The organism is Amycolatopsis sp. NPDC003865, assembly GCF_053605345.1.
Genome location: NZ_JBSGJA010000027.1, coordinates 25,127 through 47,425, shown reverse-complemented (window position 1 = coordinate 47,425; position 22,299 = coordinate 25,127). Strand labels below are relative to the sequence as shown.

General features: G+C 72.8%; 22 protein-coding genes. 7 read left to right on the top strand and 15 right to left on the bottom strand.

Features of this window, described 5'->3' with window-relative positions:
* Positions 1-12: 12 nt before the first annotated feature.
* Complete coding sequence (locus ACWEVP_RS42540; RefSeq protein ID WP_086858770.1) at positions 13-198, bottom strand: DUF5302 domain-containing protein; 186 nt, start codon at positions 196-198, stop codon at positions 13-15.
* A 71-nt stretch (positions 199-269) separates the two neighbouring features.
* Complete coding sequence (locus tag ACWEVP_RS42535) at positions 270-1,226, bottom strand: winged helix-turn-helix transcriptional regulator (RefSeq protein WP_452068342.1); 957 nt, start codon at positions 1,224-1,226, stop codon at positions 270-272.
* A gap of 138 nt (positions 1,227-1,364) precedes the next feature.
* Here ACWEVP_RS42535 and ACWEVP_RS42530 point away from each other — a divergent pair, with 138 nt between their 5' ends.
* From ACWEVP_RS42530 to ACWEVP_RS42510, 5 genes are read left to right on the top strand one after another with little or no spacing between them, the layout of a single operon-like run.
* Positions 1,365-2,840 carry a carotenoid oxygenase family protein gene (locus tag ACWEVP_RS42530; RefSeq protein ID WP_452068263.1) on the top strand — a complete coding sequence of 492 codons (1,476 nt, stop codon included), beginning with the start codon at positions 1,365-1,367 and terminating at the stop codon, positions 2,838-2,840.
* A complete protein-coding gene (locus ACWEVP_RS42525) occupies positions 2,837-4,528 on the top strand; it encodes a class I adenylate-forming enzyme family protein (protein ID WP_452068262.1) in 1,692 nt (563 codons plus the stop codon). Before ACWEVP_RS42530 ends, ACWEVP_RS42525 begins: the two co-directional genes overlap by 4 nt.
* Positions 4,529-4,532: 4 nt before the next feature.
* Entirely contained in the window at positions 4,533-5,720 is a 1,188-nt protein-coding gene (locus ACWEVP_RS42520) for an acetyl-CoA acetyltransferase (protein ID WP_452068261.1), read from the top strand.
* Positions 5,717-6,700, top strand: coding sequence for an LLM class F420-dependent oxidoreductase (locus tag ACWEVP_RS42515; protein ID WP_452068260.1), 984 nt, complete (start codon positions 5,717-5,719; stop codon positions 6,698-6,700). The genes ACWEVP_RS42520 and ACWEVP_RS42515 overlap by 4 nt, the downstream gene beginning before the upstream one ends.
* A 2-nt stretch (positions 6,701-6,702) precedes the next feature.
* Positions 6,703-7,221, top strand: a complete 519-nt coding sequence (locus ACWEVP_RS42510) for a pyridoxamine 5'-phosphate oxidase family protein (protein WP_452068259.1) — start codon at positions 6,703-6,705, stop codon at positions 7,219-7,221.
* Here ACWEVP_RS42510 and ACWEVP_RS42505 read toward each other — a convergent pair.
* Positions 7,211-8,050, bottom strand: a complete 840-nt coding sequence (locus ACWEVP_RS42505; protein ID WP_452068341.1) for an SGNH/GDSL hydrolase family protein — start codon at positions 8,048-8,050, stop codon at positions 7,211-7,213. The genes ACWEVP_RS42510 and ACWEVP_RS42505 overlap by 11 nt on opposite strands.
* A 102-nt stretch (positions 8,051-8,152) precedes the next feature.
* Between ACWEVP_RS42505 and ACWEVP_RS42500 the strand changes: the two genes are divergently transcribed.
* The gene (locus tag ACWEVP_RS42500) at positions 8,153-9,394 is read left to right on the top strand and encodes a PucR family transcriptional regulator (protein WP_452068258.1); all 1,242 of its coding nucleotides are present in this window, start codon (positions 8,153-8,155) and stop codon (positions 9,392-9,394) included.
* An 82-nt stretch (positions 9,395-9,476) separates the two neighbouring features.
* On the opposite strand, the gene ACWEVP_RS42495 is transcribed toward ACWEVP_RS42500, so the two are convergent.
* Together ACWEVP_RS42495 and ACWEVP_RS42490 are read right to left on the bottom strand one after the other, a co-directional pair.
* Positions 9,477-9,863, bottom strand: coding sequence for a hypothetical protein (locus tag ACWEVP_RS42495; RefSeq protein WP_452068257.1), 387 nt, complete (start codon positions 9,861-9,863; stop codon positions 9,477-9,479).
* 81 nt (positions 9,864-9,944) lie between these two features.
* Positions 9,945-10,811: an alpha/beta fold hydrolase gene (locus ACWEVP_RS42490; protein WP_452068256.1), complete on the bottom strand. Its 867-nt coding sequence runs from the start codon at positions 10,809-10,811 to the stop codon at positions 9,945-9,947.
* A 67-nt stretch (positions 10,812-10,878) separates the two neighbouring features.
* Between ACWEVP_RS42490 and ACWEVP_RS42485 the strand changes: the two genes are divergently transcribed.
* Positions 10,879-11,613, top strand: a complete 735-nt coding sequence (locus ACWEVP_RS42485) for a TetR/AcrR family transcriptional regulator (protein ID WP_452068255.1) — start codon at positions 10,879-10,881, stop codon at positions 11,611-11,613.
* Between the two features lie 97 nt (positions 11,614-11,710).
* Here the strand turns inward: ACWEVP_RS42485 and ACWEVP_RS42480 are convergent, their stop codons facing one another.
* The 10 genes from ACWEVP_RS42480 to ACWEVP_RS42435 all read right to left on the bottom strand — a co-directional run bounded on the left by ACWEVP_RS42480 (position 11,711) and on the right by ACWEVP_RS42435 (position 22,237).
* A complete protein-coding gene (locus ACWEVP_RS42480) occupies positions 11,711-12,355 on the bottom strand; it encodes a TetR/AcrR family transcriptional regulator (RefSeq protein WP_452068254.1) in 645 nt (214 codons plus the stop codon).
* 80 nt (positions 12,356-12,435) lie between these two features.
* Positions 12,436-14,127 carry a flavin monoamine oxidase family protein gene (locus ACWEVP_RS42475; RefSeq protein ID WP_452068253.1) on the bottom strand — a complete coding sequence of 564 codons (1,692 nt, stop codon included), beginning with the start codon at positions 14,125-14,127 and terminating at the stop codon, positions 12,436-12,438.
* The gene (locus tag ACWEVP_RS42470; RefSeq protein WP_452068252.1) at positions 14,124-14,864 is read right to left on the bottom strand and encodes a carbon-nitrogen hydrolase family protein; all 741 of its coding nucleotides are present in this window, start codon (positions 14,862-14,864) and stop codon (positions 14,124-14,126) included. The genes ACWEVP_RS42475 and ACWEVP_RS42470 overlap by 4 nt, the downstream gene beginning before the upstream one ends.
* On the bottom strand, positions 14,861-16,252 hold the full coding sequence (locus ACWEVP_RS42465) for an amino acid permease (protein ID WP_452068251.1): 1,392 nt from the start codon (positions 16,250-16,252) through the stop codon (positions 14,861-14,863). Before ACWEVP_RS42465 ends, ACWEVP_RS42470 begins: the two co-directional genes overlap by 4 nt.
* Before the next feature lie 117 nt (positions 16,253-16,369).
* Complete coding sequence (locus ACWEVP_RS42460; protein WP_452068250.1) at positions 16,370-17,653, bottom strand: sensor histidine kinase; 1,284 nt, start codon at positions 17,651-17,653, stop codon at positions 16,370-16,372.
* Positions 17,654-17,656: 3 nt separating this feature from the next.
* Positions 17,657-18,367, bottom strand: a complete 711-nt coding sequence (locus ACWEVP_RS42455) for a response regulator transcription factor (RefSeq protein WP_452068249.1) — start codon at positions 18,365-18,367, stop codon at positions 17,657-17,659.
* Between the two features lie 46 nt (positions 18,368-18,413).
* Entirely contained in the window at positions 18,414-19,076 is a 663-nt protein-coding gene (locus ACWEVP_RS42450; RefSeq protein WP_452068248.1) for an IclR family transcriptional regulator, read from the bottom strand.
* Between the two features lie 55 nt (positions 19,077-19,131).
* Positions 19,132-19,944: a sugar phosphate isomerase/epimerase family protein gene (locus tag ACWEVP_RS42445; protein ID WP_452068247.1), complete on the bottom strand. Its 813-nt coding sequence runs from the start codon at positions 19,942-19,944 to the stop codon at positions 19,132-19,134.
* A complete protein-coding gene (locus ACWEVP_RS42440; protein ID WP_452068246.1) occupies positions 19,944-21,077 on the bottom strand; it encodes a DUF993 family protein in 1,134 nt (377 codons plus the stop codon). Before ACWEVP_RS42440 ends, ACWEVP_RS42445 begins: the two co-directional genes overlap by 1 nt.
* A 119-nt stretch (positions 21,078-21,196) precedes the next feature.
* On the bottom strand, positions 21,197-22,237 hold the full coding sequence (locus ACWEVP_RS42435) for a LacI family DNA-binding transcriptional regulator (protein ID WP_452068245.1): 1,041 nt from the start codon (positions 22,235-22,237) through the stop codon (positions 21,197-21,199).
* Between the last annotated feature and the right edge of the window lie 62 nt (positions 22,238-22,299).

Here is a 22,299-nt window from a genome sequence, read left to right as displayed (position 1 = left end):
CTTCGGGAAACCTCAGCCGCTCTTGCGGCGGAACGTCCGCTTGTTGGCCGCCGGGCCGTGGGCGTGCTGGTTCTTGCCCCCGCCGTTCTCGTGCGACGCCCCCGAGCGCGCGTGCGCCTGCTTGCGCTCCAGTGCCTCGCGGAACTTGCGCTTGACGTCGTCCTCCTCGCCGCTGGGCGACGGGGTCGGTTCACTCATGACTACCTCCGAAAACGACGACGTGTGACCACTCCAGCCTGGCAGGGCCCGAACCGCTTGGCGAGTCGATTTCAGCGTTTCGGGGACGGAACTCCGCCGAACTGCACCGACTTGCGCGTCAGGGGGCGCCCGCAGTGGTCGCACAGCAGGATCGGCTGCAGCCGGTTGCCGCACTCCACGTGGTGGAGCGTGATGTCCGGCTCCTGGCCCGTCACCTCGAACCCGCGCGACCACTCCGCGATGAACGCCAGCGCCGGGAAGAACGCCAGCCCCTTCGCCGTCATCCGGTAGTCGCGCGCGTCGGTCCGCGTCGCCGCCGTGCCCGTGCGCAGGACGCCCACCTCGACCAGTTTGCTCAGCCGGGCCGACAGCACGCTCGGCCCGATCCCCAGCTCGCGTTCGAACTCCGAGAAGTGCCGGCAGCCGAGCAGCGCCGACACCAGGAGCCCGGTCGACCAGCGGTCGCCCAGCAGCTCCATCGTGTCGGGGAAGAACATCATCGGGTCGGCGGCCAGGGACTCCGCGTCCTTGCGGCGGAAGCGCTTGGACGCCGTCGCCGCCGCGACTCCGGTGCTGTCCAGCCGCGAAGCCCGCACGTCCCGCGCGTCGACCCGGCGGCCGCACGCCGCGCACCCCAGCGGCGCTGATGTAGCCAGCTCGCAGTCGAGGTGGATCAGCGTCGGCAGCACCTCGCGGCGGCCCTCGACCCACTCGCGCTCCCACGCCCAGATCGAGATCAGCAGCGGCCACAGCTCCAGGCCGCGTTCGGTGAGCCGGTACTCGTGCCGCGTCCGGCGCGCGTCGCGGTACGGCACGCGCGTGAGCATCCCCGCGTCCACCATGTCCCGCAGGCGTCCGGACAACGCCGTCGGCGAGATGCCCAGCCGCAGCCGCAGCTCCTCGTAGCGGCGGAACCGCAGGAACAGGCTCTGCAGGATGAGCAACGTCCACTGGTCGCCGACCAGCTCGAGCGCCCGGCGGAGCGGATCCCCCGCCGGGCGTACGCGCTGTGCAGTCGCCTCGACCAAAACCATCCCCCTCGTTACCGATGGCCTCAGGGTAGCAGCTGACTACACCAAAAGAAGCCTATTGACACCTGGGTACACAAATCATAGTCTCGTCCCCATCAGCCAGCGCGGTGAGCCCGAGAGTCAGGGAGCAGCCCGATGACCAGCACCTCCGAACAGCCGCTGATGGTGGCCAGGGCGGCGGACGCGGCCGAGGAGCCCAACCCCTACCTGCTCGGCGTGTACGCCCCGGTCGGCACCGAGATCGACGCCGAAGACCTGCAGGTCATCGGCGAGATCCCGAAGGACTTGGGCGGCGTCTACCTGCGCAACGGCCCGAACCCGCGGTTCGCCCCGGAAGGCCGCTACCACTGGTTCGACGGCGACGGCATGATCCACGCCGTCCACCTCGAAAACGGCAAGGCGCGCTACCGCAACCGCTGGGTCCGCACGAAGGCCTTCGAAGCCGAGTCCGAGGCCGGCAAGGGCCTCTGGACCGGCGTCATGGAGAACCCGAAGGACAACCCGTTCGGCAACGCGCACGGGCTGGGCCTCAAGGACAACGCCAACACCGACGTGATCTTCCACCGCGGCCGCGTCCTCGCGACCTGGTACCTGTGCGGCTCGCCCTACGCGGTCGACCCGCTCTCGCTGGAGACGCTCGGCGCCGAGGACTTCCTCGGCACGCTGGTCGGCGACATGATGGCCCACCCCAAGGTGGACGAAAAGACCGGCGAGCTGTTCTGGTTCGACTACGGCCCGCGCCCGCCCTACCTGCGCTACGGCGTGATCAGCGCGGACGGCCAGGTCGTCAAGACCACCGAGATCGAGCTGCCCGGCCCGCGCCTGCCGCACGACATGGCCATCACCGAGCACTTCGCGGTGCTGATGGACCTGCCGCTGGTCCAGGACCTGGAAGCGGCGAAGCAGGGCCGGCACAAGCTGCACTTCGACCGCTCGATGCCGAGCCGCTTCGGCGTGATGCCACGCTACGGAGACGGTAGCCAGATCAAGTGGTTCGAAGCCAGCCCGTGCTACATCTACCACGTCGTCAACGCGTGGGAGTCCGGCGAAGAAGTCGTCCTCGACGTCTGCCGCGTGCGCAAGCCGGCCCCGCGGGCCGACGCGCGCACGCCGCTCGCGAAGATGCTCTCCTATCTGCGCCTGGACGCCCAGCTGCACCGCTACCGCTTCAACCTGCGGACCGGCGTGTGCCGCGAGGCCCCGCTCGACGACGACAACACCGAGTTCCCGACCGTCGACTCCCGCGGGGTCGGCTTGCGGAATCGGTACTCCTACGCGGTGCACATCTCGCCCGAGTCGACGCTGAAGTTCGACGGGCTCGTGCGCTACGACAATCTTGCCGGCTCCAAGACCGAATACCGGTTCGGTCCCGGCCGGTGGGGCAGTGAGGCGCCCTTCGCACCCCGCGATGGCGCAGCCGCCGATTCGGCGGACGGTTATCTGGTGACGTTCGTGCAGGACGAGCGTGAGGGACGCTCGGAACTGGACATCTTCGACGCCGCCGATCTCGCTGCCGGACCCGTGGCCAGGGTCCTGCTTCCCCAGCGTGTCCCGCTCGGTTTTCACGCGACCTGGGTCCGGGCGGACCAGCTGGAAAACCTCCGTTCATGAGATGCCATCGAGAGGGTCGCGCCCGGGACTTCCGGGCGCGGGGATGGTGGAGTGCGGAGACGATCGACCAGCTCGTCAAGGAGCGGGTCAGTGCCGACCCGGAGGGTCTCGCGCTGGTCGATCCACCGAACACCGCCGCACTGGTCGGACGCGACCCGGTGCGGTGGACCTGGAACCGGCTCGACGAACGCGTCGACGTCCTGGCCGCGTTCCTGCTCGCCGGAGGGGTGCGAGCAGGCGACGTCGTGGCCGTGCAGCTGCCGAACTGCTCGGCCCTGGCCCAGGCGTTCCTCGCGATCGTGCGGATCGGCGCGATCGTCACCCCGTTCCCGGTGTCCTACCGGGAACACGAACTCGGCCCGATGTGCCGGCGCACCGGTGCCGTCGGGGTGGTGACCGCATCCAGATACGGCGAGCACGAGCTCGCCGGGGCGGCCCTTGGGCTCATCGGCGCTGCGGCGCCGTCGGTCCGGTTCGTCGTCGCCCGGGGGGACGACGAACCGGCCGGCGCCCTGGCCTGGCCCGAAGACCCGCTGTCCGAAGCGGAGAAATCCACTTTGGACTCGTACCTGACCGCAGCCGACGTCAACGACTGCGTCACGATCTGCTGGACGTCCGGCACCGAAGCCGAGCCGAAGGCGGTCCCGCGCTGCCACGGCGACTGGCTCGCGACCGCGCGCGGCTGCGTCCAAGCCGCGGGCCTGACCCGCGACGACGTCCTGCTCTCGCCGTTCCCGATGACGAACATGGCCGGCATCGGCGGGATGTTCCTGCCCTGGCTGCTGACCGGCGCGGTGCTCGTCCCGCACCACCCGTTCGACCTGCCGGTGTTCCTCGGCCAGCTCGCCGCCGAGCGCGTGACGTACACGCTCGCGCCACCGGCGTTGCTGACCATGTTGCTGCACAACGAGAAGATCCTGTCCGGAGTGGACCTCTCGGCGCTGCGCAAGATCGGGTCCGGCTCGGCACCGCTGTCACCGTGGCTCGTGCGCACCTGGGCGCAGCGGTACGGCATCGACATCATCAACTTCTTCGGGTCCAACGAAGGGACCGCGCTGCTGTCCGGTCCGGCCGACATCCCGGACCCGGACCAGCGCGCGAGCTTCTTCCCGAACTACGCCTCGGACGTCACCTGGTCCACGCCGGTCGCCGGCTGGACATCGGTGCGGCTGCACGACCCGGTCACCGGCGAGCACGTGACCGAACCCGGGCGGCCCGGTGAACTGCGCATCGCCGGGCCGACGGTGTTCGCCGGCTACCTCACGTCGATGGGCGACCCGCTGGACACCTCGTCGTTCGACGAGGACGGGCACTTCCGCACCGGGGACGTCTTCGAGGCCGCCGGTGACCGCGGGCAGTTCCTGAAGTACGTGGACCGGATGAAGGACCTGGTCATCCGCGGCGGCATGAACATCTCGCCGGCCGAGGTCGAAGGCCTGCTGGCCGGGCACCCGGACGTCGCCGACGTCGGCGTGATCGGGGTACCCGACGAGGTCATGGGGGAGCGGGTGTGCGCGGTCGTCGTGCCGGGCGCGCGCAAGCCGTCGCTGGACGAGCTGGTCGCGTACCTGCGCGAGAAGAAGGTGGCCGCGTTCAAACTGCCGGAACGGCTCGAGTACGCCGACGCCTTGCCCCGCAACCCGGTGGGGAAGATCCTGAAGCGGCAGCTGCGGGAAAGTCTGGAGTGAGGCCATGACGGTGTTCGTGCTGGGCGGGGCGCAGACCGACTTCGCGCGCAACTACGCGAAGGAGGGACGCGGGATCCTCGAGCTGTTCGCCGAGGTCGTGCCCGCGGCCCTCGCGGACGCCGGAGTCGGCGCCGAAGACGTCGAAGTCGCGCACGTCGGGAATCTCGCGGCCGAGCTGTTCACCGGGCAAGCCCAATTGGGCGGGCTGCTGGTGGCCGCCGTCCCGGAACTCGACGGCGTGCCGTCGGCCCGGCACGAAGCCGCGTGCGCGTCCGGCAGCACCGCCGTCCTCGCCGCGTGCGCGGACATCGAGGCCGGCCGGTACGACCTGGCGCTGGTCGTCGGCGTCGAGCTGATGCGGAACGTCGACGGGCAGCAGGCGGCCGAGCACCTCGGCTCCGCCGCGTGGGCGGGGCACGAGGCCGTGGGCGCGAAGTTCCCGTGGCCAGCGTTGTTCGCCGACGTCGCTTCCGCCTACGACGAGCGGTACGGCCTCGACCCCGAGCACCTCGGGCAGTTCGCGTCGCACGCTTTCGAGCGCGCGGCCAGGAACCCGCTGGCGCAAGCCCGCGACTGGCGCTTCCCGGCGGGCGCCTTCGGGGCCGACGACGAGCTGAACCCGCTGATCGAGGGCCGGCTGCGCAAGCAGGACTGCGGCCGGATCACCGACGGCGCCGCCGCGGTCCTGCTGGCTTCGCCGTCGTTCGCCGAACGCCTCGGCGGTGGCTTCCCGCGCATCGCCGGGTTCGGGCACCGCACGTCCCACATCGGCCTCGCCGAGAAGCTGGCCGCGGACGGCGAGTACCTGTTCCCGCACCTGCGCGGCGCGGTCGTCGACGCCTACGAGCGCGCCGGCGTGCCCGGGCCGGCCGCGCTCGACGTCGTCGAGCTGCACGACTGCTTCACGATCACCGGGCTGGTCGCGCTGGAACATCTCGGCGCCGCGCCACCCGGGGAGGGTGGCCGGTTCATCGCCGGCGGCGGGCTCGGCACCGCCGGGATCAACCCGGGTGGCGGCCTGATCGGGCTGGGCCACCCGGTCGGCGCGACCGGCGTCCGCATGCTGCACGACGTCGCCCGCCAGGTGACCGGGACCGCGGGCGAAACGCAGGTCGAGGGCGCGCGGACGGCGTTGACGCTCAACGTCGGCGGCTCGTTCACCACGGTGGTCACGATGGTGGTCACCGCATGAGGCTTTCGGTGTCGCTGGGGCTCTGGCAGGACCGCCCGCCGGAGGAGGCCCTGGAAACCGCGCGTGCCGCCGAAGCCGCCGGCTACCCCGAACTGTGGATCGGCGAGATGGCGACGTGGGACGCGTTCGCGCTGGGAACCGCGATCGGCGCGGCGACCTCGCGGATCTCGCTGACGTTCGGGCCGCTGGCCGTGACCGTGCGGGACCCGGCGACGATCGCGATGGGTGTCGCGTCGGTCGCGGCCTTGACCGGCCGCACCACCGGGGTCGCGCTGGGCACCTCCAGCGACGTCGTGGTGCGCGGCTGGCACGGCCGGTCCCGTGCTCGTGCCGCGACGGCGCTGGCGGAATCGGCCGTCGCCGTCCGCCAGCTGCTCGACGGCGAGAAGTCCACTGTGGACGGAACGGTGGTCGGCTCGCGGGGCTACCGGTTGCGGCTGGCCGCGCCGAAGTCACCGCTGACGATCGCCGCGTTCGGCCCGCGGGCCCTCGGCGTCGCCGCGCGCCACGCCGACCGGATGGTGGTCAACCTGGTCAGCCCCGCCGCCGCCGCTTCGTTGGTGCGGGGGCTGGGCGAAGCGGCCGCGCGGGCGGAGGTCGCGCCGCCGCCGGTCGCCGCGTGGGTGGTCGGCGCGGTGGATCCGGGCCCCGCGGAGATCGAGCAGCTGCGCCGCGGCGTCGTCGGGTACCTGGCGGCACCCGGCTACGGCGAGATGTTCCGCGAGGCCGGGTTCGGCGACCTGGTCGACTTCGCGCGCACCCGCCCGCACCCGCGCGAGCTGCTGGCCGCGGTGCCGGCCGAGGCGATCGCGACGGTGGGTCTGCTGGGCTCGCGCGAGGACGTCGCCGCGAAGGCGCGCGAGTACGCGGAAGCCGGGATCGACGAGCTCGCGATCGTGCCCGCGACCAGCGAAGACGACCCCGGTGGCGCGAAGACCCTCGCCGCGTGTCGATCCGCGGTCCTCCCGTTCGACGCGTAGGCATGACCGAACCCACGAAGACCAAGAACCTCGACCGGAACGGCGCCCCGGCGCTGCCGTGGAGCCGGGCGCGCGACCTCCTCGCGACCCAGACGCCGAAGGAGGACCTGACGTTCTTCGTCGGGACCGTCCGCCCCGACGGCCGGCCGCACGCCGCCGGCGTCGGCGCGATCTGGGTCGACGACGCCCTCTACTTCGTCAGCGGGGACGGCACGCGCCGGGCCCGCAACCTGGCGGCGAACCCGGCGTGCAGCGTCTCGGTGCGCTTGAAGGGGCTCGACCTCACCCTGGAGGGCGAGGCCGAGCGGATTTCCGATCCCGCCACGCTCGAGCGGGTGGCGGCCGTCTACCGCGAAGGCGGCTGGACCGCGACGGTGTACGAAGGCGGGTTCAACGCGACGTTCATGGCGCCGAGCGCCGGACCCGCGCCGTGGTTCCTTTACCGGCTCGTGCCCACCCGGGCGATCGGCGTCGCCTGCGCCGAGCCCTACGGCGCGTCCCGCTGGGACTTCACCCGCTGATCGACGCCGCGACCAGCGCCCCGATGGCGCGCATGCCCGTGGCGTTGGGGTGCAGCGGCGCCGCGACCGCGGTCGGGATCACGCTCTCGAACCACTTGACGCCGGGCAGCTTGCAGACGTCGTGCCCGATCGACGCCGTCCGGACGTCGACGTACCGCGCGCCGTGCGCGGCGGCCTGCCGGGCCAGGGCGGCGTTCGTCTTGTCGATGCTGCCCTGGATGTAGTTCGCGTCGCGCGGCGTCAGCGGCGCGATCGGCCAGCACCCGTTGCGCGGCAGGTAGGTGCCGTAGCCGGCGACGAAGACGTCCGCGCTGGGCGCCTTCGCGTGGATCGCGTCCAGCAGCGCGCCCCACGTCGGTTCGAACGCGGCGATCTTCTCGGCCAGCTGGTCGTGGCCGCCGGCGGTGTAGCGGTCGACGCAGTCCGGGTTGATGCCGGGCAGCAGGTTGATGCAGCTGGTGGCGGCGCCGACGAGGCCGACGTCGTTGCCGCCGATGGTCACCGTGACGGTTCTCGTGCTCGCGCTCAGCGCGTCGAGCTGCGGCGGGACCGCGCCGGTTTCCGTCGATTGCGGCGCGTACATGTCCGCGGTCGTCGCGCCGGAGCACGTGACGTCCTTCAGCGGGACGCCGAGCCGCTGCGCGGCGACGTGCGGGTAGTCCGCGAGGGACCGCAGGCAGCCCGGGGACGAGAGGTCCGGGGGCGGGATCAGCGGGCCGGCCGCCGCCGAGTCCCCCAGGGCGACGTACTCGCCGGTGGCCGCGGCCGCCGTACCCGCTGTCGTCACCAAAGCCGCGACCAAGATCGTGATGAACGCCGTTGTCCGCACTCGCACGCCGTCCTCCTTGACGTAGTTGGCCTCCGTGACACCATCGGCACCGAGCGTGGCCGGATTGACTGGGAATCCGGGCAGAGAACGAGGGGATCGGTTGTGACGGAGCACAAGACCGGCGGCGACCTGACCCTCGGCGGGCAGCGCGTCCACGAGCGGCTCACCCGGGAGGAGCCGGAGCTGATCGCCCGGGTGCTCACGCGCATCCAGGAGGAGGTCGCCGACTACCGGCGGCTGCCGGTCGAAGAACTGGCCGGCGACATCGCGCGGATCACCCGGCAGGCCGTGCGCGCGTTCGCCCGGAGCCTGCGCGAGGACCGGCAGCTCAACGACGCCGAGCTGCGGCAGATCGGCGCGTCCGCGGTGCGCCGCGCCGAGGAGGGCTTCCCGCTGGAGGCCGTGCTCACCGCCTACCACGTCGGTGCGCGGGAGATCTTCGCCGTCGGCTCGGCGGAATCGGGCAGCGGGGACGTGGCCGACCTGCTCGACGTCGCCGACCGGGTGCTCGCGTTCGTCGGCACCATCACCGGCGCCGTCACGCGGGGCTACCTGGAGGAGCTGCGCACGAAGGTCGGGCAGGAGCACACCGCCCGCCGCACGCTGCTTTCGGTGCTGGCGGACGGCGGCCCGGTCGACGGCGTCGCCCGCAGCGCCGGGATCACGCTGCCGGCGCGCTACCTGGTGCTGAGCGTCGAGCTGGGGCCGCACGCCGACGAGGCCTCGCCGGGCGTCGACGCGGGGATCGCGGTCCGCCGGAAGCTGCGGCGGTTCCTGGCCGCGTTCGAACAGTCCTGCGGCGAGGGCGTCCTGGCGTCGCTGGACGGGCCGGGCGGGCTGGTGCTGCTGCCACTGGCGGGGCGGCTCGCCGACATGGCGGAGTGGCGTTCGCTGCTGGACACGGCCGGGCGCGCGGCGGGGGTCGACGTGCTGGCGGCGGCCGAGACGGCGGCGCCGTCCGAGGTCCGCGACGTGGCCGGGCGGACGGGGGAGGTGCTGGAGGTCCTGCGCTGGTTCGGGCGCCCGCCGGGGCTGTACCGGCTGGACGACGTCCTGGTGGAGTACCAGCTGACCCGCCCGGGCGAGGCCCGCGACCGGCTCGCGGCGGTGCTGGCGCCGCTGGACGCGCACCCGGAGCTGATCGAGACGCTCGAGGCGTACCTGGAGCTCGACACGAACCGCCGCCGCACGGCGGCCCGGTTGCACGTCCACCCCAACACGGTCGACTACCGGTTGCGGAAGGTTCGGGATCTGACGGGGATCGATCCGCTGCACCCGGCGGGGTTGCCGCGGATCATCGCGGCGCTGGCGGCGCGGCGAGCTGCGCAGCCGCGGCGCGGCTGACCGGCCCGGCTTGCCTCGGCGAACCTGCCGATTCCGCCGGGACCGAAGCCGCCTTGCCCGGCCGGCCGTGGCGAAAGCCCCTTCAGCCCACCGTGCTGACCTTGCGCGGCGCGCCGGCCGCGGCCGGCCGGCGCGGAGCGGGGATCCGGACCCGGGCCGGGCGGCGCGAGGCCCGGGCGGCCCACCCGGCCACCAGAGCCGCCGCGAGCACCGCCGCCGTCACCGCCGAAGCCGCGTCGAACCGCAGCTCGCCGGCCCGGCCGAGCACGAACCCCGCGTCCAGCGCCCACGCCACCACCGCGACCCCGATCGCGGCGGCGACCGAGCTCCAGACCCCCGTCAGCAGCACCACCAGCCCGAGCGTGACCAGCGCGTACCACGGGGTCCGCGTCGCACCGGCCACGTCCGCCAGCACCACCGCGACCACCGCCGCCACGCAGCCGAACGGGAACCCGAAGCCACCACTCATGCCGTCCAGCAAAGCCGGGGACCGTCCGGCGAGCATGACCCAGGACACATTCCCTACGCCCGGAGCCCGGATCTTGACGCGCTATTGACCCGTCACGCGCCCGATCGCTTCGACCAGCGTCGGCCACACCGCGCGCGGCAGGTTGTGCCCCATCCCCGGGATCACCAGCAGCTCCGCGCCCGGGATCGCCTCCGCCGTCGCCTTGCCGCCGCTCACGCCGATCAGCGGGTCGGCGTCGCCGTGGATCACCAGGGCGGGCAGCCGCACCTCGCGCAGCGCGGACGTGCGGTCGCCCGAGGCCACCACCGCCGCCGCGTGGCGCAGCGTGCCCACCGGGTGGCGGGCACGGTCGTAGTGCAGGGTCGCCTTGGCCAGCAGGAACGCCTCGTCGTCCGGGTAGCCGGGGGAGCCGAGCCGCCGGTAGCCCTCGACGCTGTCGGCGAGCGCCTGCTCGCGCGTCGATGCCGGCTGGCGCGCCAGCAGCCCCAGTGCCCACGGCTCGGCCTGCCCGACGGCCGGATCGCCGGTGGTCGACATGATCGACGTGACGGACAACAGCCGGTCCGGGTGGTCGATCGCCAGCTGCTGCACGATCATCCCGCCCATCGACGCGCCGACGACGTGCGCTTTCCCGATGCCGAGCGCGTCGAACAGCCCGACGGCGTCGTCGGCCAGGTCCGAGAGCAGGTACGGCGCCGTGGCCAGGTCCCCGGCGGCCAGCGCGGCCAGGTCCGGCGCGGGCAGGTGGTCGAGCCACGTCGAGAGCCCGACGTCCCGGTTGTCGTAGCGGACCACGAAGAGCCCGCGCGCGGCGAGCAGCTCGCAGAAGCCGTCCTCCCAGGTGATCATCTGGGCGCCGAGTCCCATCACCAGCACCAGCGGCGGATTGTCCGGATCGCCGAAGGTGTCGTATTCGAGCTCGAGACCGTTGGCCTGTGCGCGTGCCATGCCCCGATCCTGCCGTACCCCCGCGGCGCTGGCACCGGTCCCACCCGTGCGGTTACCGTTACCTCCCATGCCGACCTCATCCTCGGGCACGGGCCAGCGCCCCCGGTCGCGGGCCGCGGCGGGACTGCCGGCGCTCACCGCCGACCGGATCATCGACGCCGCGACGGCCCTGACCGCCGAACGCGGTCTCGACAACTGGACGCTGCGGGAGCTGGCGCGCGCGGTCGAGGCCTACCCCGCGGTCATCTACCACCACGTCGGCGACCGGGACGCGGTGGTCAACGCCGTCGTCGACCGGGTGGTCGGCCTGCTGGAGCTGCCCGCCGGGGACCTGCCGTGGCAGGACTGGTTCACCGAGCTGCTGGCCTCGCTGCGCGAGCTGCTGAGAACGTACCCGGGCTGCGCGCGGCGGCTCGCGCTGTTCGGCCCGTCCGTCGAGGCGGCGACGCGCAGCATCGACGCGGGTATCGGCGTGCTGCTGAAGGCCGGCTTCGGCCGGGAGAGCCCGATGGCCTACAACCTGCTGCTGATGACCGCGTGCCAGTTCGTCGCGATGGAGGACGACCGCGACGGCGCGCTCGCGCTCCGGATCGACAACACCGAGGAGTACGCGACCTACCGCGAGCGGGCCGACCTGCCGGGGATGGCCGAGCTCGGCGCGGCGATGCACGACCTGATGGGCGATCCCGACCTCGCGGCGGGCTACTACGCGCAGCTGTACGACTACGCGGTCGGCCGGTGCCTCGACGGGCTCGCCTGCCGCCTCGGCGAACTGGGCGGATCGGGGTTGACAGCGACTTGACAGCGCCCCGGCGTACCGTGGATGTGCGTCGGTGGTTCGTCCGCCGACCCGGAGCCCCTGGCGCCCTCCTCCCCCTCGTGGCGCCGGGGGCTTCGGTCTATTCCGGACCGCCGGGCTGCGCCGGTTCCGCTTGGATCGCCGGGAAGATCTCGCCGACGAGCGTGACGAGCGATTTGGACAGCAGCAGGTGCACCTGGGCGCGGGTCAGGGAGCCGCGCACGAGCCATTCCCGGCCGGCGGACTTCACCATCCCGCCGAACGCGCGCACGAGCGCGTTGAGCTCGGGGCCGTGTTCGCTCGCGCTGGACAGGCCGACGGCTTCCAGCACGCGGTCGGCGGATTCGCGGTCGGCTTCTTCGAGGATCCGCTCGACTTCGAGGTCACGCCCGATGCCTTCCGGCGCGATCGCGGCGAGCCACATCCGCTCCTGGCTGGTGACCATGTCGAGGAACCACTCGATGGCGACGTCGGCACGCAGTTCGAGCGGCCCGTCCGGGAGGATTTCCACGGCCAGCCGCGGCACGGTCAGCGCGCGGCGGATGATTTCCAGGTACAGCTCGCGTTTCGTGCCGAAGTAGTGGTTGATCAACCCCCGCGCGACCCCGGCGGCCGCTGCGATGTCCGAAGTGGACACTTCGGAGTAGGGGCGTTCACCGAACAGCCGCGCCGCGCAAGCGTAGATCTGTTCCTTCCGTTCGTCCGGTTCCAGTCTTCGCCATCTCGGCGCCGGCTCGGTGTTCATGGTCCCATCGTCGCACGCGGGCTGGGGCGAGGCAGCTCAGTGCGCACTGTGTCGGAAGCTCGGCCCCGATCGGGGCACGCTCAGTCCGGCAGCGTGATCGGCGCGAGGTCCTCGAACAGGTCCCCGGGGCCCGGGTTCACCGGATCGGTCGCCCCGCCGAAATGGTTCAGCACGCCCCACACCGCGTTCAGCGCCGTCTGGACCGCGCCCTCGGCCCAGCCCGCCGTCCACGACACGTCGTCGCCCGCCAGGAACAGCCCGCGGTACCGCTCCGGCAGCGAGTCCTGCACGAAGTGCGTGAACAGCCGGTGCTGGTAGCGGTAGTGCCCGGGCAGGTTCGCCTTGAACGCGCCCATGAAGTGCGGTTCCGCCTCCCACGACACCGTCACCGGGTCACCGATGATGTGCCGCCGGACGTCCACGCCCGGGTAGATCTCCCGCAACGACTGCAACATCACCTCGACGCGCTCGCCCACCGGCAGCGGCAGCCACTTCAACGAGTCGTCCGCCCACGTGTACGACAAGCAGATCACCGCGGGCTTCGCGGGGTCGTCGCCGAGCAGGTAGGTCCCCCGCGGCATGCGGTCGGTGAGCGTCATGCTCATGGTGTCGCGGCCGGTCACCGGGTCCGGGTCGAGCCAGAAGGGCCGGTCCACCGGCACGAACACCTTCGACGACTCCATGTAGTGCGTGCGCTCGATCGCCGTCCAGTGGTCGATCGGGAACAGGGCTTCGTCGCATTCGATCTTGGACAGCAGCATCCAGCTCTGCGCGGTGAACACCGCCGCCGGGTACGTCCGGACGTGCCCGGACGCGTCGGTCACCGTGATGTTGTTCGGTGCCGTCCGGTGCAGCCTCGTCACGCCCGGCCGCGGCCCGCCCTCGTGCAGCGAGGCCAGCGACGTCCCGGCGGGCCAGAAAGCGGTCTCCGCGGGCGCGTGCTCCCAGAGCCGCAGCGGCAGCTGCCTGCTGCCGCCGGTGATGCTGCGGTGCTCGTCGTCGGCGCCGGTGTAGACGACGCGCAGGATTTCCAGGATGGAGTTGGGGAAGTCGGTGTCCCAGCCACCGGTGCCGAAGCCGACCTGGCCGAAGATCTCGCGGTGGCGGAAGGAGGCGAACGCGGGGGAGTCGCAGAGGAAGCCGTAGAACGTCTGGTTGTCCAGCCGCGGGACGAGCTCGTTCCACAGCCGCTTGATCGTTTTCGCGTCGCGGTCGCGGATCGCCGTCTGCATCTCGGCGAAGGAGGCCTGCTCGGCCAACGTCCGGTCCCACGCCGCGGCGACGTCGCGGAACACCGCGGGCAGGTCCTCGGGCGTGCGCGCGTAGTGGCTCTGCCCCTTGAGGTCGACGACGGTGCTCGGCGTCCCCGGGGCCAGTGGGTTCGGGAACGGCGTGGTCTCCAAGCCGACCTTGTCGATGTAGTGGAACAACGCGGTGGACGCCGGCGGGAAGCGCATCGCGCCCATCTCGGCGACGACGTCGTCCGGGCAGCCGGGGAACCGGACGGTCCGCAGCCGGCCGCCGATTTCGGCGATCTCGTGGACCACCGGGCGCAGCCCCAGCTTCATCAGCTCGTAGGCGGTCACGATGCCGGACAGGCCGCCGCCGATCACCGCGACCTCGGTGCCGTGCCGGTGCGCGGGCACCGAGCCGAGCCCGGCCGGGTGGGCGAGGTAGTCGTCGTAGGCGAACGGGAAGTCGGGGCCGAACATCGTGATCGGGCGGCCCGCCGGCTCGTCGTGGGGTATCGCGGTGGGTACGGCGGAGGTCATGCGGTGGTTCCTCGGTACAGGTCGGGCCGCCGGTCGGCCAGGTGGGTGTTCTCCAGCCGGGACGCGGCGAGCGCGTCCCGGGTCACTTCGGCGGTGATCAGCGCCGGGCCGGAGCCGGCGCGGGCGAGCACCGCGCCCGTCGGGGCGGCCACGCGGGAGCGGCCGCAGTAGGTCAGCTCCTGTTCGACGTCACAACGGTTGGCGTAGGCCACGAACAGCTGGCTTTCGTAGGCCCGCGCGGGAACCAGGGTTTCGGCGACGAGTTCGTACGGGCTCATCAACGCCGTCGGCACGGCCAGCAGCTCCGTGCCCGCCAGCGCGTGCGCGCGGACCAGCTCGGGGAACTCGACGTCGTAGCAGATCAGCAGCCCGACCCGGACCCCGCCGACCTCGGCCTGCACGACCGGCTCGTCGCCCGGGGTGAACCACTTCTTGTCGAGGTCGCCGAACAGGTGCGTCTTGCGGTAGTTCGTCCGTCGCCCCGCCGGATCGACGAGCTGGACGCTGTTGTAGACGTGCTCGCCGTCGGTCTCCGGGTAGCCGTACACGAGCGCGGTCCCGGTTTCCCTTGCCCACGCGGCCATCCGGGCCGCGGTGGGTCCGTCGGCGGGCTCGGCGAGCTCGTGCGTGCGCGCGCCGATGTGGTAGCCGGTCGTGCTCATCTCCGCGGTGACGAGGAGGTCGGCGTCGACGCGGGGCAGCGCGTCGATCGGGCCCTGGTGGATCGCGACCCTCATGCCAGCCTCGACCGCCGGATCCCGTAGCCGAAGTAGACGAGCAGGCCCAGCGCCATCCAGCCGCCGAAGACGACCCAGGTGGCGCCGTCGAGGCTGACCATCATGTAGCCGCAGCACAGGACGCCGAGCAGCGGCGTCACCGGCGAGAACGGCACGCGGAACGAGCGCGCCCGGTCGGGCTGGCGGCGCCGCAGCAGCAGGACGGCGATGTTGACCAGCAGGAACGCGAACAGCGTCCCGATGCTGGTCGCGTCGGCCAGCTTGCCCAGCGGGACGAACGCGGCCAGGACGGCGACGAACGCCGAGACGACGAGGGTGTTGATCCGCGGCGAGCCGGACTTCTCGTCCACTTTGGACAGCGACGGCGGAACGAGACCGTCGCGGGACATCGCGAACAGGATGCGCGTCTGTCCGTAGAGGACGGTCAGCACGACGCTGGAGATCGCCACGATCGCGCCGACGGCGAGCAGGCCGGCCCAGAACGGGTTGCCCGACACGACGGAGAGCACGTGCGACAGCGCGGCTTCCTGGCCGTCGAAGTCCTGCCACGGCAGGGCGCCGACGGCCGCCACGGCGACGAGGCAGTAGAGCACGGTGACGATGCCGAGCGAGAGCAGGATCGCGCGCGGCAGGTCGCGCTGCGGGTTCTTCGCCTCCTCTCCCGCGGTCGACGCGGCGTCGAACCCGATGTAGGAGAAGAACAGCTTGGCCCCGCCGGCGCTCATCCCCGCCAGGCCGAGCGGCAGGAACGGCGTGAAGTTCTGCGCCTTCACCGCGGTGAACGCGATCGCGCAGAACAGCACCAGCGTGCCGACCTTGACCGCGACCATGACGGTGTTGGCCCGCGCGCTCTCCTTCGCGCCGGACAGCAGCAGGAACATCGCCAGAACCACGACGACGATCGCGGGCACGTTGACGATTCCGCCGGAGCCGGGCGGCCCGCTCAGCGCGTCCGGGATGGCGACGCCGAAGGCCAGCCGCAGCAGCTCGTTGAGGTACTGCCCCCACCCGACGGCGACCGAAGCGACCGAGACGCCGTATTCGAGCACCAGGCACCAGCCGCAGACCCAGGCGACCAGCTCGCCGAGCGTGGCGTACGCGTACGAGTAGGACGAACCGGACAGCGGGATCATGCCGGCGAGCTCGGCGTAGGAGAGCGCGGAGAACAGCGCGGTGACGCCGGCGAGCACGAACGACAGGACCACCGCCGGCCCGGCCACCGGGACGGCTTCACCGAGGACGACGAAGATGCCGCTGCCCAGCGTCGCGCCGATGCTGAGCGTGGTGAGCTGCCCGAGCCCGAGCGACCGCTTCAACGTGCCATGATCACTTTCGGCGACCAGATCGGCGACCGGTTTCCGCCGCACCGTCGCGGCCCGCAGATTCATGCCGCCGACGGTATCTGCCGCCCTGGACCCACAAAACAGGGCAACGTTGTGCGTACAGATGAATCACACGTGATTCGTTGCACAACGCGCATGAATCGTGGCGAATCGTTCCGCGAGCTACTCGGCGGCGGGCAGCAGCAGGGTGAACGTCGGCGGCTCCGGCTTGCTCAGCCGCAGCCGGCCGCCCTCGGCTTCGGCGAGGCCGCGCGCGAGGCGGAGGCCGATGCCGTTCCCGCCGGTCGTGGCGGTGAACGGGTCGGTCTCGCCGAGGTCGGGGCCCTCGTCGGCGACGTCGATGGCGAGCGTGTCCCCGGCGTCGCGGGCGACCACCGTGACGGTGCCCCGCCCGTGGGTCACCGCGTTGTCCAGCAGCACGCCGAGCACCTGCCGGACGGCCGCGGCCGCCACCCGGGCCGGCGGCGGGTCCTGCCGGACGATCCGCAGCGCCCGCCCGCGCGGGGCCAGCAGGGCGTCGCCGGACTGCCGGAGTTCGTCGAGGAGGGCGTCGAGGTCGAGCTCCGCCCGGGGCGCCCGGCGCTCCCGGCCCAGTGCCAGCAGGTCGTCGATCGTGCGTTCCAGCCGGTCGGCGGACGCGATCCCGGCGCGGATCGCCGTGTACGGGTCGGCGGACGGCGTCTGCAGCGCGGCTTCGAGCTGCAGGCGCAACCCGGTGAGCGGCGTCCGCAGCTGGTGTGATGCCTCGGCGGAGAACGCGCGCTCGCGTTCCAGCGTCTCGCCGATCCGGGCGGCCGTGGTGTCGAGCGCCTCGCCGACCTGGTCGATCTCGGCGATGCCCGCCCGGGGCGACCGCGCGGTGAAGTCGCCGTCGCCGAGCCGCTCGGCCGCGGCGGCGAGCTCCTCCATGGGGCGCACCAGCCGCTTGGTGGACCGCCGGGCCATCAGCCAGCTCACGCCGGTCGTCGCGGCCGCCAGCCCGGCCATGCCGAGCCAGGTCAGGATGATCCGCACGCGCAGCTCGGACAGCGGCGTCGCGGCGCGCACGACGCCCGTCACCCGGGGGCCGCTGACCACCGGCACGGCCAGCGCGAGCTCCGCGCCTTCGCGGCCGATGACGACGTCGACCGTGGCCTTGGCCGCCTGTCGCTCGACCGGGCCGGCGACGGCGGGGCCGTGCCCGGCGAGCAGCCGTCCGTCCGGGGCGTAGACGCCGACTTCGCCGCCGGCTTCGTCGTTCTCATCGTCGATCGGCGGCACGATCGGCGGGCGGCCGGCGTTCAGGTCTTCCGACACGGAGAGCGCGGTGGTGTCCGCGGCCCGCTCGAGGTCGCCCTTCGCGTCGTCGTGGTAGTACTGCCAGACCGCGAAGCCCAGCGGCAGCGCGAACAGCACGGTGGCGACGAGTGCGGCCAGCACCGTCAGCGAGGCGATCCGGCGGCGCACGCCTCACCCCTCGGCGACGGTGCGGGCCGGGTCCTCCAGCCGGTACCCGTGGCCGCGCAGGGTGGCGATCCGGGGCACCTCGACTTCGGGCCCGGCCGCCGACGCGAGCTTGCGGCGCACCGCGGCGATGTGCACGTCCAGGGTCTTCGTCGAGCCGTACCAGTGCGCGTCCCAGACCTCGGACATCAGCGTCTCGCGGCTGACGGCGACGCCGGGCTGCTCGGCCAGCCGCGCCAGCAGGTCGAACTCCTTCGCCCGCAGCACGACCTCGCTGCCGCCGACGGTGGCGCGGCGGCCGGCGATGTCGACGGTCAGCTCGCCGACGGTCACCGGCGGCCGGGCGCCCGCCGGCGCGCCGCGGCGCAGGTGCGCGCGCACCCGGGCCAGCAGCTCGCCCAGCCGGATCGGCTTGGTGAGGTAGTCGTCGGCACCGGCGTCGAGACCGACGACGACGTCCATCTCCTCCTGCCGGGCGGTGAGGATGACCAGCACGGTGGCGGGCAGGGCGGTCCGGAGGCGGCGGCAGACCTCGACGCCGTCGAGGTCGGGCAGGCCCAGGTCGAGCAGCACGAGGTCGAATTCGCCGGCTTCGGCGGCCTGCAGGGCGCTGCGGCCGTCGCGGCGCCAGCACACCTGGTAACCGTGCAGTCGCAGAGTCGATTCGAGCACGCTGCCGATCGCCGCGTCGTCTTCCACCACCAGCAGGTTCGGCATGCGGGGAGCCTAACCAACGCTCCCCCGGATTCCCGACGACTGTGGCCTATTCCGCCCGTGTCCCGAGGCCGATCTGCGATATCCGCAGCGAAGCCCCGACGACGGCTTCGGTAAACGCAGCGACTTCGGCGGGCCCGAACCGGCTGCTCGGACCGGTGACGGCGAGGGCCGCCAGCACCCGCCCGTCGCCGTCGTGCACGGGTGCGGCGACGCTGGAGGCGCCCGCTTCCGGCTCGCCGTGGCTGACCGCCGCCCCTTCGGCGCCGTCGAGGACGCGCCCGGCGGCCCCGAAGCCGAGCGGCAGCTCGTCGCCGACCCGCCCGACGTGCCGGATGGCCAGCGGTCCCTCCTGCTGCGCCACGCAGACCAGCACGGACGTGCTGCGGACGTAGAGGTTGACCGTCTCGCGGCACTCCCGGGCCAGTTCGCGCAGCACCTGGCGGACGGGCTCGGGCAGCTGCCAGGCGGTGTTCGCCAGCTGCGCCCACCGGAGCATCCCGGGCCCGACGGTGATCCGCCCGTCCGGCCGGGTCCAGAGCAGGCCGCGCTGTTCGCAGGTGGCGACCAGCCGCAGCACGGTCGTCTTCGCCAGGCCGCTGGCGGTGGTGAGGTCCTTGACCGCCCAGGTCCGCCGGTGTTCGGTGAAGAGGGCGAGCAGGTCGAAGGCGCGCAGCACACTCCGGACCGAACCGTCGTCGTGGTGGGTCATCGCGCGACCTCCCCAGTCCGCTAGACGGACCGAGCGTACCGCACTGTGGACCGGATCAGGCGACGTGTCGCTCGAATGCCGCAACGGTCTCGGCCAGCACCTCCGCTCCCGGCCGCGCCCACAGGTCCGCGTTGAAGACCTCCACCTCGATCGGGCCCGTGTACCCCGCCGCCTCGACCGCCGCGCGCAGGTGGCGGTGGTCGATCGGCCCGTCGCCCGGCAGCGCGCGGCCCAGCAGCGGGTCCGGCAGCGGCACCAGCACGTCGCACACGTGGAACCCCGCGATCCGGCCGGCCGCCGCGGCGATCGACGCCTCGATCCGCGGGTCCCACCACACGTGGAACTCGTCGACGACCACCCCCACCTGCTCGGCCGGGTGCTCGGCCGCGATCGCCAGCGCCTGGTCCACAGTGGACAGCACCGACCGCTCCGCGCACTGCATCGGGTGCAGCGGCTCCAGGCCGAGCCGGACGCCGCGTTCCCCGGCGTACGAGGCCAGCTCGCCCACGGCGTCCGCGACCCGCTGCCGGGACGCGGCGAGGTCGTTGCCCGCGATCCCGCCCACGACCAGCACCAGCACCCCGGCGCCCAGCGCGGCCGCCTCGTCGATCGCCTCGCGCGTCCGCGCCACACCGTCCACAGGGGACCCTTCCGGGGTCACGCCGGTGAAGAACCCGCCGCGGCACAACGACGACACCCGCACCCCGTGGTCCTTCAGCAGGCGGGCGGCCTTCTCCACGCCGGTTTCGGCGACCTTGTCCCGCCACAGCCCGATCCAGCCCACGCCGGCCGCGGCGCACCCCGCCACCGCCTCCGGCAGCGACCAGGCCTTGGTGGTGATCTGGTTGAGGCTGAACCGCGGGTCCATCACGCGACCCCCGCGACCCGCAGCAGCGGCCGCATCCGGGCGACGGCCAGGTCGGGGTCGGCGAGCACGCCCGCCGCGTCGGCCAGCCGCAGCAGCGTGGCCAGGTGCGTGATCGTGCGCGCGGACTCGCTCCCGGCGAGCATCCGGAAGTGCTCTTGATGACCGTTCAACCAGGCCAGGAAGACGACGCCGGTCTTGTAGTGCCGGGTCGGGGCGCGGAAGATCTCGCGCGCCAGCGGCACGGTCGGGTCGAGCAGGGCCGCGAACCCGGCGCGGTCGCCGTCGTCGAGGCGGGCCAGCGCCGCCGCGGCCACCGGGGCGATCGGGTCGAAGATCCCCAGCAGCGCTTCGCTGTGGCCCTGCTCGTCGCCCGCGATGAGCCGCGGGTAGTGGAAGTCGTCCCCGGTGTAGCAGGCGACGCCGGGCGGCAGCGCGCGCCGGAACTCGGTCTCGACCTCGGCGTCGAGCACCGAGATCTTCACCCCGGCGACCGTGCCCGCGTGCTCGGCGCAGAGCGCGGCCAGCTCCCGGGCCGCGGCGCGGACGTCGTGGTGGCCCCAGTAGCCGGCCAGCGCCGGGTCGAACTGCTCGCCGAGCCAGTGCAGCAGGACCGGGCCGCTCGCCTCGGACAGCACCTTCCCGTAGGCCGCGTGGTAGTCGTCCGGGCCCCGCGCCGCCGCGGCCAGCGCCCGGCTCGCCATCACGACCGGGACCGCGCCCGCGCCGCCGACCAGGTCCAGCTGCGCGCGCCACGCGTCCACAATGGACGCGGAGGTGGCCGGCCCCGCGGGCAGCTGGTCGGTGCCGACGCCGGCGCACCACCGGCGGCCGGCGGCGACGGCCCCGGTGCGCGTCACCAGCTCTTGGGTGGTCGCCCAGTCGAGGCCCATGCCGCGCTGCGCGGTGTCCATCGCCTCCGCGACGCCGAGTCCGCACGCCCAGAGGTGCTCGCGGAAGGCCAGGGTGGTGTCCCAGTCGAGCACGCCGGGTTCGTCGGCGAGCGTGTCCACGACGACGTGCGCGGCGGCGTAGGCGATCCGCGCCGACGGCGGGGTTGCCGGCGGCGCGGGCCGCGGCGGGCCGGACGGCGACCAGTTCACGAGCCCGCCGCCGGAAACCGGGAGCCGGAGCATCGGGGTGACCTCCGCGAGAGTCAGAAAGCGCTTTCTTAATTCCACGGTAGGGCCTGTGCGAGAGCGCGACAAGGCCCGACCGGGTAAGGGCGCGGGTATCCGTGGGGGTGCGGCCGGCGTCAGCGCTTGGGGCGCGCGGTGCTGTCCCGCAGGACGACTTCGCCCGACAGCCGCACGGTCCGCGGCCGGGCGCCCGCCGATCCCTTGACCGCAAGGTCCATCGCCCGCTCGCCGAGCTCCTCCAGCGGCAGCCGGACCGTGGTCAGCGCCGGGGCGAGGTCCCGGACGACCGGGATGTCGTCGAAGCCGGCGACCGAGACGTCCCCGGGTACGGAGAGGCCTTCCTCGCGCAACGCCGTCATCGCGCCGATCGCCATCACGTCGGTGACGGCGAAGACGCAGGTCGGCAGCTTGCGCCTGCGGCCGGCGAGCAGCCGCTTCGTCGCCTCGTAGCCGCCGTCGCGGGTGAACGCGCCTTCGATGACGTCGTCCTCGCGCAGGGTGATGCCGTGCTCGGCGAGCGCGTCGGTGAACCCGGCGAGCCGGTCGATGACGGTGCTCAGCTTCCGCGGTCCGGCCAGCACGGCGAACCGCTTGTGGCCGAGCCCGACGAGCGCCTTCGCCAGTGCCGCGGCGCCGCCCTTGTTGTCCGGCTGCACGGTGTCGATCTTGAGCCCGCGGTGCCTGCTGACCGCCGCGACCTGCCCGCCGCCGCGGCGGTAGGGCTCGAGCTCGGCGGCCATCGCGCGTTCCCACGCGCGGTCCTCGAACGCCGAGCCGATCAGCAGGATCGCCGCGGCCCGCTGCGCCCGCAGCGTCGAGACGTAGGCGACCTCGCGGTCCGGGTCGCGGAAGGTGCCCGCCAGCATGACGAGCAGCCCGTTGTCGGTCGCCACCCGCATCACCCCGCCGGCGATCGCCGCGAAGTAGGGGTCGCTGACGTCGTGGCAGATCACGCCGACCGTGCGGTGGGTGCCCCCGGCGAGCGCCTGCGCGTGCGCGTTGGGGGCGTAGGCCAGTTCGGCCGCGGCGGTGGAAACGCGCTCCCTCAGGTCGGCGCGGACGGACGCGGTGCCGTTGAGCACCCGCGACGCCGTCGCGAGCGAGACGTTCGCGCTGCGTGCCACGTCTTCGAGTGTCACGTGCGGCCGGGCCTTCATGGCTGGCTCCTCCAAGATCGGTCTCGAGTGTCTCGGCGTGCTCGGTCGGTGCAATCTACTGG

Bases quoted from the DNA above. Each gene is read 5' to 3' on its own strand.
- ACWEVP_RS42540 (WP_086858770.1), bottom strand. From the start codon at position 198: ATGAGTGAACCGACCCCGTCGCCCAGCGGCGAGGAGGACGACGTCAAG.
- ACWEVP_RS42530 (WP_452068263.1), top strand. From the start codon at position 1,365: ATGACCAGCACCTCCGAACAGCCGCTGATGGTGGCCAGGGCGGCGGAC.
- ACWEVP_RS42525 (WP_452068262.1), top strand. From the start codon at position 2,837: ATGAGATGCCATCGAGAGGGTCGCGCCCGGGACTTCCGGGCGCGGGGA.
- ACWEVP_RS42520 (WP_452068261.1), top strand. From the start codon at position 4,533: ATGACGGTGTTCGTGCTGGGCGGGGCGCAGACCGACTTCGCGCGCAAC.
- ACWEVP_RS42515 (WP_452068260.1), top strand. From the start codon at position 5,717: ATGAGGCTTTCGGTGTCGCTGGGGCTCTGGCAGGACCGCCCGCCGGAG.
- ACWEVP_RS42510 (WP_452068259.1), top strand. From the start codon at position 6,703: ATGACCGAACCCACGAAGACCAAGAACCTCGACCGGAACGGCGCCCCG.
- ACWEVP_RS42495 (WP_452068257.1), bottom strand. From the start codon at position 9,863: ATGAGTGGTGGCTTCGGGTTCCCGTTCGGCTGCGTGGCGGCGGTGGTC.
- ACWEVP_RS42490 (WP_452068256.1), bottom strand. From the start codon at position 10,811: ATGGCACGCGCACAGGCCAACGGTCTCGAGCTCGAATACGACACCTTC.
- ACWEVP_RS42485 (WP_452068255.1), top strand. From the start codon at position 10,879: ATGCCGACCTCATCCTCGGGCACGGGCCAGCGCCCCCGGTCGCGGGCC.
- ACWEVP_RS42480 (WP_452068254.1), bottom strand. From the start codon at position 12,355: ATGAACACCGAGCCGGCGCCGAGATGGCGAAGACTGGAACCGGACGAA.
- ACWEVP_RS42475 (WP_452068253.1), bottom strand. From the start codon at position 14,127: ATGACCTCCGCCGTACCCACCGCGATACCCCACGACGAGCCGGCGGGC.
- ACWEVP_RS42470 (WP_452068252.1), bottom strand. From the start codon at position 14,864: ATGAGGGTCGCGATCCACCAGGGCCCGATCGACGCGCTGCCCCGCGTC.
- ACWEVP_RS42465 (WP_452068251.1), bottom strand. From the start codon at position 16,252: ATGAATCTGCGGGCCGCGACGGTGCGGCGGAAACCGGTCGCCGATCTG.
- ACWEVP_RS42455 (WP_452068249.1), bottom strand. From the start codon at position 18,367: ATGCCGAACCTGCTGGTGGTGGAAGACGACGCGGCGATCGGCAGCGTG.
- ACWEVP_RS42450 (WP_452068248.1), bottom strand. From the start codon at position 19,076: ATGACCCACCACGACGACGGTTCGGTCCGGAGTGTGCTGCGCGCCTTC.
- ACWEVP_RS42445 (WP_452068247.1), bottom strand. From the start codon at position 19,944: ATGGACCCGCGGTTCAGCCTCAACCAGATCACCACCAAGGCCTGGTCG.
- ACWEVP_RS42440 (WP_452068246.1), bottom strand. From the start codon at position 21,077: ATGCTCCGGCTCCCGGTTTCCGGCGGCGGGCTCGTGAACTGGTCGCCG.
- ACWEVP_RS42435 (WP_452068245.1), bottom strand. From the start codon at position 22,237: ATGAAGGCCCGGCCGCACGTGACACTCGAAGACGTGGCACGCAGCGCG.